This is a genomic window from Geobacillus sp. FSL W8-1251, from assembly GCF_038005945.1.
Classification (GTDB): Bacteria; Bacillota; Bacilli; order Bacillales; family Anoxybacillaceae; genus Geobacillus; species Geobacillus stearothermophilus.
Genome location: NZ_JBBOUF010000001.1, coordinates 593,293 through 604,904, shown reverse-complemented (window position 1 = coordinate 604,904; position 11,612 = coordinate 593,293). Strand labels below are relative to the sequence as shown.

The following is an 11,612-nucleotide window of genomic DNA, read 5'->3' as shown; positions in this document are numbered from 1 at the left end:
CGTTGCCAATATTGCCGATTGTCACATATCCCGCCCCGATTTTGGAGCAGCCGTGCGCCCCGGTGACAACGTTTGACCGCGAGCTTGCCCGGCTGCTTGACGACATGTACGATACGATGCTTGCCGCTGACGGGGTCGGCTTGGCCGCCCCGCAAGTCGGCATCGCCAAGCAGATCGCCGTCATTGACGTCGGCGATGAACACGGCCGGATTGAGCTCATCAACCCAGTTATCCTCGAGGCGCGCGGCGAAGAGGTCGATGTGGAAGGCTGTTTGAGCTTTCCCGGCCTGTTTGGCGAAGTGCCGCGCGCGAAATTTGTGAACGTGCGGGCGCAAAACCGGCGCGGCCGTTCGTTTACGCTTTCGGCCGCCGGTTTTTTGGCGCGCGCGTTGCAGCATGAAATCGACCATTTGCACGGTGTGCTGTTTACATCAAAAGTGATCCGTTACTGTGATCTTGAGGAATTGGAAGGATAGATGCCGATGACGAACATTGTGTTTATGGGGACTCCTGATTTTTCCGTGCCGATTTTGCGGCAGCTTCTTGACGACGGTTATCATGTTTCGGCGGTTGTCACCCAGCCGGATAAGCCAAAAGGGCGGAAGCGCCAGCTCGTGCCACCCCCGGTGAAAGTGGAAGCGGAGCGCCGCGGCATCCCGGTGCTGCAGCCGACAAAAATTCGCGAGCCGGAGCAATACGAACAAGTGTTGGCGTTTGCGCCTGATTTGATTGTGACGGCGGCGTTCGGGCAAATTTTGCCGAAAGCGCTGCTGGAAGCGCCGAAATACGGCTGCATCAATGTCCATGCCTCGCTTCTGCCCGAGCTGCGCGGCGGGGCGCCGATCCATTATGCCATCTGGCAAGGAAAAACGAAAACGGGCGTCACGATCATGTATATGGTCGAGAAGCTGGATGCCGGCGATATGTTGGCGCAAGTCGAGGTGCCGATTGCTGAAACGGACACGGTCGGCACGCTCCATGATAAATTGAGCGCCGCCGGGGCTAAACTATTATCAGAAACGCTTCCGCTTTTATTGGAAGGAAACATTGCGCCTGTTCCGCAAGATGAGGAGAAAGCGACGTATGCGCCGAACATTCGCCGCGAGCAGGAGCGGATCGACTGGACGCAGCCTGGCGAAGCCATTTACAACCATATTCGCGCCTTCCATCCGTGGCCGGTTGCGTATACGACACACAGCGGGAACGTTTGGAAAGTTTGGTGGGGAGAAAAAGTGCCGACACCAGAAGCGGCGCCGCCGGGCACGATTGTGGCGCTCGAGGAAAACGGCATTGTCGTGGCCACCGGCAATGAGACAGCCATTCGCATCACCGAATTGCAGCCGGCCGGCAAAAAGCGGATGGCCGCCGGCGAGTTTTTGCGCGGCGCCGGCAGCCGTCTTTCGGTCGGCATGAAGCTAGGAGAGGATCATGAACGTACGTGAACTTGCGTTGGAGACATTGTTGGCAATTGAACAACAAGGAGCCTACAGCCATCTGGAGCTCAATGAAGCGATTCGCAAAGGCCGGCTTGACGGGCGCGATGCGGCGTTGCTGACGGAGATCGTCTACGGCACGGTGCAGCGGCGTGATACGCTTGACTACTATTTAGCTCCGTTTTTGCGAAAGGCGCGCCGGCTGGAGCCGTGGGTGCGCATGCTGCTCCGGTTGACGCTGTACCAAATGGTGTATTTGGACCGCGTCCCGGATCACGCCGCCATTTTTGAAGCGGTCGAGATCGCCAAGCGGCGCGGCCATCGCGGCATCGCCTCGCTTGTCAACGGCGTTTTGCGCACGATCGGCCGTGAGGGTCTGCCTTCGCTTGAGGCGATTCACGACTCCGGAAAACGGCTCGCCGTCGCCACCAGCCATCCGGAATGGCTTGTCCGGCGCTGGATCGGCCAATACGGTTTTGAGGAAACGGCGCGCATGTGCGAGACGAATTTGCGCCCGCCGCAGTCAACAGCCCGCGTCAACCGGCTGCGTGCGACGGTGGAGGAAGCGCTTGACCGGCTGCGTGCTGAAGGCATGGCAGCTGCTCCCGGTCATCTCGCGCCGGAGGCTGTCCGCGCGGAAAAAGGAAATTTGGCGCATACGCAAGCGTTTCGCGCCGGTTTGCTGACGATCCAAGATGAAAGCTCGATGCTTGTCGCCCGGGCGCTTGATCCGGCTCCCGGCGAGCGGGTGCTTGACTGCTGCGCGGCGCCCGGGGGGAAGACGACCCATATCGCCGAGCGGATGGGCGGTCGCGGTGAAGTGGTCGCCGTCGATGTTCATGAGCATAAAGTGAAGCTCATTGAGCAGCAGGCGCAAAGGCTTGGGTTTCGCTGCATCACCCCCCTCGCCCTTGACAGCCGCCGGCTCGGCGAGCGGTTTGCCCCTGAGTCGTTTGACCGCATTTTGGTCGATGCGCCGTGCACCGGATTCGGCGTCATTCGCCGCAAGCCGGAGATCAAATACACGAAAGGGAAAGACGACGTCGCCTCGCTCGTTGCGGTGCAGCAAGCCATTTTGCGGGCGGCCGCGCCGCTGTTGAAAAAAGGGGGCGTGCTTGTTTACAGCACGTGCACCATCGAGCGCGAAGAGAATGAAGACGCGATCGCCCGTTTTTTGGCCGACCATCCGGATTTTTCCCTTGACGACCGTCTCGCCGAGCGGATGCCAGAGCCGGTGCGGCCGCGCGTGCGAAGCGGAATGCTGCAGCTGTTGCCGCATTATTTTGATTCCGACGGGTTTTTTATCGCATTACTACGAAAGAAGGTGTAAATGGAGTGGAAATCGTCCAGACCGCTGTCCGCCGGGCCTCCAGCGGCGGGCAACCGCCATCGTTGCCGTCTGTTTATTCGCTCACGCTTGACGAGTGGAAAGAATGGCTTGCTGCTCAAGGCGAAAAGCCGTTTCGCGCCACACAAATTTACGAATGGCTGTATGAAAAGCGCGTCACCGATTTTGCCGAGATGACGAACTTGCCGAAACGGCTGCGCGAACAGCTCGCGGCGTCGTTTTCGATCACGACGCTCAAAACGATTGTCAAGCAAACGTCCAAAGATGGGACGATCAAGTTTTTGTTTGAGCTCCATGACGGCTATTCGATCGAGACCGTGCTCATGCGTCATAACTACGGCAATTCGGTGTGCGTGACGACCCAAGTCGGCTGCCGCATCGGCTGCACGTTTTGTGCCTCGACGCTCGGTGGGCTGAAGCGTCATTTGGAAGCGGGCGAAATCGTCGCTCAAGTTGTACACGTGCAAAAGGCGCTCGATGAGACCAATGAGCGCGTCAGCAGCATCGTCGTGATGGGCATTGGCGAGCCGTTTGACAATTACGATGCGCTCATCAAATTTTTGCGCATCGTCAACCATCCGAAAGGGTTGAACATCGGCGCCCGCCATATCACCGTGTCAACGAGCGGGATTATTCCGAAAATCTATCAATTTGCTGACGAAGGCATGCAAATCAATTTCGCCATTTCGCTGCATGCACCGACGAACGAGCTGCGGACGAAGCTGATGCCGATTAATAAGGCGTATCCGCTGCCGAAGCTCATGGAGGCGGTCCGATACTACATTGAAAAAACTGGACGGCGCGTGACGTTCGAGTACGGATTGTTCGGCGGAGTGAATGACCAACTTGAGCATGCCGAGCAGCTGGCCGAGCTGCTTAAAGGGCTGAAATGCCATGTAAATTTGATTCCGGTCAACTATGTGCCGGAGCGAAATTATGTGCGCACGCCGCGCAACCAAATTTTTGCCTTTGAACGGGCGCTGAAAAAACATGGAATCAACGTCACCATTCGCCGCGAACACGGACACGACATCGATGCCGCCTGCGGACAGCTTCGCGCGAAGGAGCGGAAAGAAGAGACGAGGTGAATCGGATGCGAGCCGTTTTCCGAACTGATATCGGCCAAATTCGCGAGCATAACGAAGACAACGGCGGTGTATTTGTCAACGAAAGCGGCCAATATTTCGCGGTTGTCGCCGATGGAATGGGCGGTCACCGCGCCGGCGATGTGGCGAGCGCGATGGCGGTGGCGCACTTGCAAGAGCAATGGGAGCAAGCGCCGTGCATTTCCTCGCCGGCTGAGGCGGAGCAGTGGCTGAAAGTGCAGATCGCAGCCGCCAATGAGCGGCTGTTTCGCTACGCCCTCTCCCATCCGGAATGCCAAGGGATGGGAACGACGGTCGTCGGCGCCATTTGCGCTGGGCCGTTTGCCACCATCGCGCATATTGGCGACAGCCGCTGCTACTTATTGAACCAAAACGGAATTCAACAGTTGACCGATGACCATTCTCTTGTCAATGAGCTGGTCAAAAGCGGGCAAATTTCCAAAGAGGACGCCGAACACCATCCACGCAAAAACGTGCTTTTGCGGGCGCTTGGCACCGAACCGGCCGTGAAGGTCGATATCAAAACCGTTTCCATCGATGACGGCGATATGCTCCTGCTATGCTCGGACGGATTATCAAACAAAGTGCCCGAGGCAGACATCGTGCAAATTTTGACCGGTGCCGGCGCGCTTGAAGAAAAAGCGCAGGCGCTCATCGAATTGGCGAACGGGCGGGGCGGAGAAGACAACATTTCGCTTGCAGTCGTTGATTTTTCAGTGGAACGTGAAGGTGGGTGATCGGCGTGCTTATCGGAAAGCGATTGAACGACCGCTACAAAATCATCAGCCTGATCGGCGGCGGCGGCATGGCGAATGTCTATTTGGCCCGCGACATCATTTTGGAGCGCGATGTCGCCGTGAAAGTGCTCCGCCTTGATTTTGCCAACGACGACCGGTTTATTAAACGGTTCCGCCGCGAAGCGCAGGCGGCGACGAGCTTAAATCATGAGCATATTGTGCCGATTTACGACGTCGGCGAGGAAGAAGGCCTTTATTATATCGTGATGGAGTATGTGCGCGGTTCGACGCTGAAACAGTACATTCAGCAGCATGCCCCGCTTCCGGTCAAGCGGGCGCTTTGCATCATGGACCAACTGACGTCGGCCATCGCCCATGCCCATGAGAACGGTATTATCCACCGCGACATTAAACCGCAAAACATTTTGCTTGATGAGCACGGCAATGTGAAAGTGACCGACTTCGGCATCGCGGTGGCGATGAGTGGAACGACGATTACACAGACGAACTCGGTGCTCGGTTCGGTTCATTATTTGTCGCCGGAGCAGGCGCGCGGCGGCATTGCCACTGAAAAGTCGGACATTTATTCGCTTGGCATCGTCATGTTTGAGCTTGTCACCGGCCGGCTGCCGTTTTCCGGCGAATCGGCCGTTTCGATCGTGCTGAAGCATTTGCAGGCGGAAACGCCGTCGCCCAAGGCGTGGAATCCCGACATTCCGCAAAGCGTCGAAAATATTATTTTAAAAGCGACGGCGAAAGATCCGTTTTACCGCTATGAATCGGCGCGCGCCATGAACGAGGACATCCGGACGGCGCTGGACCCGAGGCGGCGCAACGAGGCCAAATTCACGATCCCGGATGACGGCGATGAAGCGACGAAGGCCATCCCGATCATAAAACATCCGGAAAGCGCCGCGCTTGAGCCGGAGACGCTTGTCTATGAGGAAAAGGCGAACGAGCCGGCCAAAGCGGATGACGAGCCAAAGGCGAAGCCGAAACGGAAGCGGGTCTGGATCGCCTGGCTTGCCGCCGTCATCCTATTGCTTGGAGCGGCCGGCGTGAGCGCGCTCACATGGATTCCGGACGTGTTCTTTCCAAAGGAAGTGACGGTGCCGGATGTCGTCAATAAAGACTATGATGAAGCTGTTGAACAGTTGTCGGCGCTCGGCTTGGAAATCAAAGACACGATCGATGTCGAAGATGATGCAATAGAAGAAGGAAAAGTCGTGCGCACCGACCCGGAAGCCGGAATGACGGTGAAGCAAGGGGCCGGCATTGTCATCTATAAGAGCGCCGGCAAAAAGAAAATCGAGTTTCCAAGCTTTATCGGCGACGATATTTCGGCCGCCGAGGAGGAGCTGCGCGCGGAAGGGTTCACTCGCATTACGCGCAACGGCCGCCATAGCGATAAGCCGGAAGGGACGATTTTGGATCAATATCCGTACGCCGGCGATAAAGTCGTGCCGAGCGAAACGGAAGTGATGTTCACGGTCAGCCTCGGTCCGGAAACCGTAACGCTCAAAGACTTGAGCGGCTATACGGAAAAAAGTGTGCGCGACTACGGCGAAGACCAAGGGCTACGCATTGAAGTGAAGCACGAGTATTCCGATGAAGTGCCGAAAGGGCTTGTCATCTCGCAAACTCCGGCAGCCAATGAGCAGGTGGAAAAAGGCGAGACTGTTACGGTCGTCATTTCCCGCGGCCCGGAGCCGAAACCATCCAAAACGGTCATCAAAGAAATCGTCATCCCATACGAGCCGGCGGAAAACGGACAAGTGGTGGAAGCCCAGCTTTACATTCAAGATGCGAACCATAACATGACAACGCCATATAAAACGTACCGGCTGACAGGGCCGGTCACGGAGATCGTAGAGTTTGAAATTCCATACGGGGAGACGGCGTATTATCGCGTTATTGTCAACAATGTTGTCAAAGACGAAGGATCGATTCCATATCCAGAACACGGCGGAAAAAAGGAGTGAGGCTATGGCAGAAGGGCAAATCATCAAAGCGTTGAGCGGATTTTATTACGTGCTCTCGGAAGGGAATGTGTTTCAGTGCCGCGGGCGCGGTGTGTTTCGCAAGCAAAAAGTGACGCCGCTTGTCGGCGACCGCGTCGTCTTTACGGCGACAAGTGAGACGGAAGGCTACATTTTGGACATTCGCGAGCGGCAAAATGAACTGGTGCGGCCGCCGATCGCCAACGTCGAACAGGCGATTTTAGTTTTTTCTGCCGTAAGCCCGGACTTTAGCGCCAAGCTGTTGGACCGCTTTCTCGTCTTAATCGAATCGAAGGAAATTGCGCCGATTATCGTCATTAGCAAAATGGATTTGCTCGATGGCGAGGCGAAAGACGCGATCGCCCGTTATGCAGGTGATTACCGGCGTATTGGCTATGAGGTGATTGAGACGTCGGCCGTGACAAAAGACGGCCTCGATAAGCTGGCGGCGCACCTGCGCGGCCGCGTCTCGGTCGTTGCCGGACAGTCCGGCGTCGGCAAGTCATCGCTGTTAAATGCGCTTCGCCCGGATTTGCGGCTGAAAACCGGCGATATTTCCACCCATTTAGGGCGCGGCAAACATACAACCCGCCACGTCGAGCTGCTGGAGGTGGCCGGCGGGCTCGTCGCCGACACACCGGGGTTTAGCGCCCTCGAGTTCGACGATATTGAACTTGACGAGCTGCCGCGCTATTTTCCGGAATTCCGGGAATACGGAGAAGGGTGCAAGTTCCGCGGCTGCCTTCATGTGGCCGAACCGAAATGTGCGGTCCGCGAGGCGGCTGAGGCCGGGGACATTCCGCCGTACCGCTACGACCATTATTTAAGTTTTGTTGCGGAAATGAAAGAACGAAAGCCGAGGTATTGAACGATGATTCGAATTGCGCCATCGATTTTGTCAGCTGATTTTGCCCGTTTGGCCGAGGAAATCCGTTCGGTGGAAGAAGGCGGAGCCGATTGGCTTCATGTCGATGTCATGGACGGACGGTTCGTGCCGAATATCACGATTGGGCCGCCGGTCGTTGCCGCCATTCGCCCGGTGACGAAGCTGCCGCTTGACGTTCATTTAATGATCGCCGACCCTGACCGATACATTCCGGCGTTCGCCAAAGCCGGGGCGGACATCATCTCCGTCCACGCCGAGGCGTGCGTGCATTTGCACCGGACGATTCACTTTATTAAAGAGCAAGGTGTCAAGGCCGGGGTCGTGTTGAATCCGCATACGCCGGTTGAGACAATCCGCCATGTCATCGCCGACGTCGATCTTGTTCTATTGATGACAGTCAACCCGGGGTTTGGCGGGCAGGCGTTCATTCCGTCCGTCGTGCCGAAAATTCGCGAAGTCGCCCGTTTGGCCGGCGAACAAAACAAGGCGCTGGACATCGAAGTGGACGGCGGCGTCAACGCGAAAACAGCGCCGCTTTGTGCCGAAGCCGGGGCGAATGTGCTTGTCGCCGGGTCGGCCATTTACAATGAGGCGGACCGGGCGGCGGCCATTCGCGCTTTGCGAGAAGCGTGCGCCAAGTAGAGAATGGGCTCTTGCATCCGGCAGCCGCTGCAACGGTAGGCGGTGAGCGCCGGAAAAGCCAGGCAAGGCGAAACAAGGCTTTTTCTTATTGAAAAAGGCGAAAGGGGGAAGGGGAATGGCGATCCATATTGTCGGCGGCGGCCCGCGTGAGCTTCTCCCTAGCTTGCGCCGCTATGACGGCGCGGATGTGCATTGGGTCGGCGTCGACCGCGGCACAATGGCGCTGCTTGAAGCCGGCCTCCAGCCAGTGCGGGCGTTTGGCGATTTCGATTCCGTGCCGGCTGAAGAAGTGGCCAAACTTCAGCAAATGCTTCCGGATTTGGAAATATGGCCGGCAGAAAAAGACAAAACAGATATGGAGATCGCCCTTGATTGGGCGGTGGAACAGGACGCCTGCCACATCCGTCTGTTTGGCGCCACCGGCGGACGGCTTGACCATCTGTTTGGCAATGTCGAGCTGTTGCTGAAATACGCCGGCCGGCCGATTGAAATCGTCGACCGGCAAAATGTGTTGACCGTCCATCTGCCCGGCGTGCATACGATCACACGCGACGATCGATACCGCTATGTGTCTTACATCCCGATTTCTGAAACGGTGGCGGGGCTCACGCTTATTGGATTTAAATATCCATTGGCCGACTGTCATATTTCCCGCGGTTCCACACTATGTATTAGTAACGAACTTATCCAATCTTCCGGTACTTTTTCGTTTTCGGAAGGCATATTAATGATGATAAGGAGCAGCGATTTTGCCGGCTGCCCGTAGTTGCGATTGGTCAGCAACGGAATATACTGGATAAGGAAATGGCGGGAAGCGCGTGATATGACGGGTGTGAGGAGGGAATCGGGATGAAGTTTTATACGATCAAGCTGCCGAAATTTTTAGGCGGAATTGTGCGGGCGGTGTTGAACGCGTTTAAAAAAGGGTAAGAAAAAAGCACCATTTTTGGTGCTTTTTTTGTTGAACGGTTAGACGCGTTTTACTTTTCCGGATTTCAGGGCGCGCGCCGAAACCCAAACGCGTTTCGGTTTGCCGTCGACTAAAATGCGCACTTTTTGCAAGTTGGCTTTCCACGTGCGGCGGCTGGCGTTCATGGCGTGCGAACGTGTGTTGCCGAACGATTTTTTCTTGCCGGTAATGAAGCATTTCGCCATCGTTTTTCCCTCCTTGCTTTTACATCCCTCTAAAAACACTATTATAATTTATCATACAACGGAAGGGATTGCAATAGACGCGCTCTTTCTCTTTCAAGAAAATGTCCTTGACATATATTTCAGTTTTCGGCTAAATAATACTAGTGGGCGGCCGAGCGCTTTGAAAACAGAAAACGTTATAGTACAATGGGGGTAGCTGTGCGAGATACGCAAAGGGGGAACGAACATGTCAATTGAATGGCAAACAAAATATGGGCGCATTGAAATTGCCAATGAGGTCATTGCCATGATTGCCGGGGGAGCGGCCGTCGATTGCTACGGCATTGTCGGAATGGCGTCGAAAAATCAAATTCGCGACGGGCTGTCGGAAATTTTGCGCCGTGAGAACTTTTCCAAAGGAGTTATCGTCCGCGAGGAAAACGGCGAAGTACATATCGACATGTACATCATCGTCAGTTACGGGACGAAAATTTCCGAAGTCGCCCACAATGTGCAGTCGAAAGTGAAATATACACTCGATCAGACGCTTGGATTGGCGGTTCAGTCCATCAACATTTACGTCCAAGGGGTTCGGGTGGTGAATCCGTAGTAAGGGGGAATCAGCCGGTGGCAATGAGGACGCTTGACGGAAGACGGTTTGCCGATATGGTGCAGCAAGGAGCCGCGCATTTGGCGAACAACGCCAAGGCGGTCGATGCGCTGAACGTCTTTCCGGTTCCAGATGGCGATACAGGAACAAACATGAACTTGTCGATGACGTCCGGAGCGAAAGAGGTGAAGGCGCATGCCTCCGACCATATCGGCAACGTCGCCGCGGCGCTGGCGAAAGGATTGTTGATGGGGGCGCGCGGCAATTCCGGCGTTATTTTGTCGCAGTTGTTCCGCGGGTTTGCCAAAGCGGTGGAAGGAAAACCGCAAGTGGACGGCTTCGAATTTGCCGCCGCCCTGCAAGCGGGGGTCGATACGGCCTATAAGGCGGTGATGAAGCCGGTCGAAGGAACGATCCTCACCGTAGCGAGAGAGGCAGCGCGCAAGGCAATTGAAACAGCGAAAAAAGATCGCGATGTCGTAGCGGTGATGGAAGCGGCGCTTGCGGAGGCGAAAGCCGCGCTCAAGCGCACGCCGGAGCTGCTGCCGGTCTTAAAGGAAGTCGGGGTTGTCGACAGCGGCGGCCAAGGGCTTGTGTACGTGTACGAAGGATTCCTTGCCGCTTTGAAAGGAGAAGCTGTCAGCACCGCTCCCGCCGAAGTACCGATGGAAGAGTTTGTAAAGATGGCTCATCATCAAAGCGCGCAAAGCCATATTCATACCGACGAAATTGAGTTTGGCTACTGTACGGAATTCATGGTTCGGTTTGAGAAGGACAAACTGGCCCAGCATCCGTTTTCCGAAGAAGTGTTTCGCCGCGACTTGAGCCGATTTGGCGATTCTTTGCTTGTCGTCGCCGACGACGAGCTTGTCAAAGTGCACATCCATTCGGAAACGCCGGGCGAGGTGTTGACCTACGGCCAGCGCTACGGAAGTCTCATCAACATTAAAATTGAAAACATGCGCGAACAGCATGCCAACATCGTCGGCAAAGAGGCGGAACGGCCGCTGCAAGCTGGCGCGGAAGAAGCGAAGCCGTACGGCATCGTTGCCGTCGCGATGGGCGCCGGCGTGGCCGAATTGTTTCAAAGCATCGGCGCGCACGCGGTCATTGAAGGCGGACAGACGATGAACCCAAGCACCGAAGAAATCGCGGAGGCCATTCGCCGCGTCAACGCGGAGACGGTGTTCGTGCTGCCGAACAATAAAAATGTCGTGATGGCGGCCAAACAAGCGGCCGAGCTTTCCGAGCGGCAGGTGATCGTCATCCCATCGAAAACCGTTCCGCAAGGCATGGCGGCGCTCTTGGCGTTCAATCCAGCGCAGTCAGCCGAGCAAAACGAGCGGGCGATGACGGCGGCGCTTTCGCGGGTAAAAACGGGGCAAGTGACGTTTTCCGTGCGCGATACAACAATCGATGGCGTCGAAATCGAAAAAGGCGACTACATGGGGCTATTCGATGACCGCATCGTCGTCGCCGATAAGGACAAGTTGGCCGTGACGAAGCGGCTGCTTGATGCGCTCATTGACGAGGAAAGTGAAATTGTCACCATTTTGTACGGTGAGGATGCGACCGAAGTGGAAGTGGAAACTGTTGTCGCCTATCTGGAAACGGAATATGATGGAGTGGAAGTCGAAGTGCACAACGGCCGGCAGCCGCTCTATCCGTTTATCATTTCCGTCGAATAATATGTTTAACCCGTGGTGCTAGATAAAC

General features: G+C 56.0%; 13 protein-coding genes. 12 read left to right on the top strand and 1 reads right to left on the bottom strand.

Annotated elements, in window-relative coordinates; translation table 11 throughout:
• Positions 1-2: 2 nt before the first annotated feature.
• The 10 genes from def (at position 3) to spoVM (ending at position 9,082) form a co-directional block, all read left to right on the top strand.
• Positions 3-476 carry a peptide deformylase gene (gene def, locus NSS88_RS03055; protein WP_033016092.1) on the top strand — a complete coding sequence of 158 codons (474 nt, stop codon included), beginning with the start codon at positions 3-5 and terminating at the stop codon, positions 474-476.
• A 6-nt stretch (positions 477-482) separates the two neighbouring features.
• Positions 483-1,442: a methionyl-tRNA formyltransferase gene (gene fmt, locus NSS88_RS03050; RefSeq protein WP_328062571.1), complete on the top strand. Its 960-nt coding sequence runs from the start codon at positions 483-485 to the stop codon at positions 1,440-1,442.
• Entirely contained in the window at positions 1,429-2,763 is a 1,335-nt protein-coding gene (gene rsmB, locus NSS88_RS03045) for a 16S rRNA (cytosine(967)-C(5))-methyltransferase RsmB (RefSeq protein ID WP_328062570.1), read from the top strand. Before fmt ends, rsmB begins: the two co-directional genes overlap by 14 nt.
• A gap of 5 nt (positions 2,764-2,768) precedes the next feature.
• Positions 2,769-3,869: a 23S rRNA (adenine(2503)-C(2))-methyltransferase RlmN gene (gene rlmN, locus NSS88_RS03040; protein WP_033011194.1), complete on the top strand. Its 1,101-nt coding sequence runs from the start codon at positions 2,769-2,771 to the stop codon at positions 3,867-3,869.
• A 5-nt stretch (positions 3,870-3,874) separates the two neighbouring features.
• Positions 3,875-4,624, top strand: coding sequence for a Stp1/IreP family PP2C-type Ser/Thr phosphatase (locus NSS88_RS03035; RefSeq protein ID WP_094239876.1), 750 nt, complete (start codon positions 3,875-3,877; stop codon positions 4,622-4,624).
• 5 nt (positions 4,625-4,629) lie between these two features.
• Entirely contained in the window at positions 4,630-6,606 is a 1,977-nt protein-coding gene (gene pknB, locus NSS88_RS03030; RefSeq protein ID WP_328212744.1) for a Stk1 family PASTA domain-containing Ser/Thr kinase, read from the top strand.
• Positions 6,607-6,610: 4 nt separating this feature from the next.
• The gene (gene rsgA / locus NSS88_RS03025) at positions 6,611-7,492 is read left to right on the top strand and encodes a ribosome small subunit-dependent GTPase A (protein ID WP_033011188.1); all 882 of its coding nucleotides are present in this window, start codon (positions 6,611-6,613) and stop codon (positions 7,490-7,492) included.
• A 3-nt stretch (positions 7,493-7,495) separates the two neighbouring features.
• The gene (rpe, locus tag NSS88_RS03020) at positions 7,496-8,152 is read left to right on the top strand and encodes a ribulose-phosphate 3-epimerase (RefSeq protein ID WP_033011186.1); all 657 of its coding nucleotides are present in this window, start codon (positions 7,496-7,498) and stop codon (positions 8,150-8,152) included.
• 115 nt (positions 8,153-8,267) lie between these two features.
• Complete coding sequence (locus NSS88_RS03015) at positions 8,268-8,918, top strand: thiamine diphosphokinase (RefSeq protein WP_061580850.1); 651 nt, start codon at positions 8,268-8,270, stop codon at positions 8,916-8,918.
• Between the two features lie 83 nt (positions 8,919-9,001).
• A complete protein-coding gene (spoVM, locus tag NSS88_RS03010) occupies positions 9,002-9,082 on the top strand; it encodes a stage V sporulation protein SpoVM (protein ID WP_033011182.1) in 81 nt (26 codons plus the stop codon).
• A gap of 39 nt (positions 9,083-9,121) precedes the next feature.
• On the opposite strand, the gene rpmB is transcribed toward spoVM, so the two are convergent.
• Positions 9,122-9,307 carry a 50S ribosomal protein L28 gene (gene rpmB / locus NSS88_RS03005; protein WP_033011180.1) on the bottom strand — a complete coding sequence of 62 codons (186 nt, stop codon included), beginning with the start codon at positions 9,305-9,307 and terminating at the stop codon, positions 9,122-9,124.
• Positions 9,308-9,533: 226 nt separating this feature from the next.
• Between rpmB and NSS88_RS03000 the strand changes: the two genes are divergently transcribed.
• Both NSS88_RS03000 and NSS88_RS02995 read left to right on the top strand, forming a co-directional pair.
• A complete protein-coding gene (locus NSS88_RS03000; RefSeq protein WP_033011178.1) occupies positions 9,534-9,896 on the top strand; it encodes an Asp23/Gls24 family envelope stress response protein in 363 nt (120 codons plus the stop codon).
• A gap of 17 nt (positions 9,897-9,913) precedes the next feature.
• Positions 9,914-11,584 (top strand): DAK2 domain-containing protein, encoded by a 1,671-nt coding sequence (locus NSS88_RS02995; RefSeq protein WP_061580849.1) that lies wholly within the window; start codon positions 9,914-9,916, stop codon positions 11,582-11,584.
• Positions 11,585-11,612: the final 28 nt, after the last annotated feature.

Excerpts from the sequence above, each read along its gene's own strand:
- fmt (WP_328062571.1), top strand. The coding sequence starts at position 483 with ATGACGAACATTGTGTTTATGGGGACTCCTGATTTTTCCGTGCCGATT.
- NSS88_RS03015 (WP_061580850.1), top strand. The coding sequence starts at position 8,268 with ATGGCGATCCATATTGTCGGCGGCGGCCCGCGTGAGCTTCTCCCTAGC.
- rpe (WP_033011186.1), top strand. The coding sequence starts at position 7,496 with ATGATTCGAATTGCGCCATCGATTTTGTCAGCTGATTTTGCCCGTTTG.
- rpmB (WP_033011180.1), bottom strand. The coding sequence starts at position 9,307 with ATGGCGAAATGCTTCATTACCGGCAAGAAAAAATCGTTCGGCAACACA.
- rsgA (WP_033011188.1), top strand. The coding sequence starts at position 6,611 with ATGGCAGAAGGGCAAATCATCAAAGCGTTGAGCGGATTTTATTACGTG.
- NSS88_RS03000 (WP_033011178.1), top strand. The coding sequence starts at position 9,534 with ATGTCAATTGAATGGCAAACAAAATATGGGCGCATTGAAATTGCCAAT.
- NSS88_RS03035 (WP_094239876.1), top strand. The coding sequence starts at position 3,875 with ATGCGAGCCGTTTTCCGAACTGATATCGGCCAAATTCGCGAGCATAAC.
- rsmB (WP_328062570.1), top strand. The coding sequence starts at position 1,429 with ATGAACGTACGTGAACTTGCGTTGGAGACATTGTTGGCAATTGAACAA.
- spoVM (WP_033011182.1), top strand. The coding sequence starts at position 9,002 with ATGAAGTTTTATACGATCAAGCTGCCGAAATTTTTAGGCGGAATTGTG.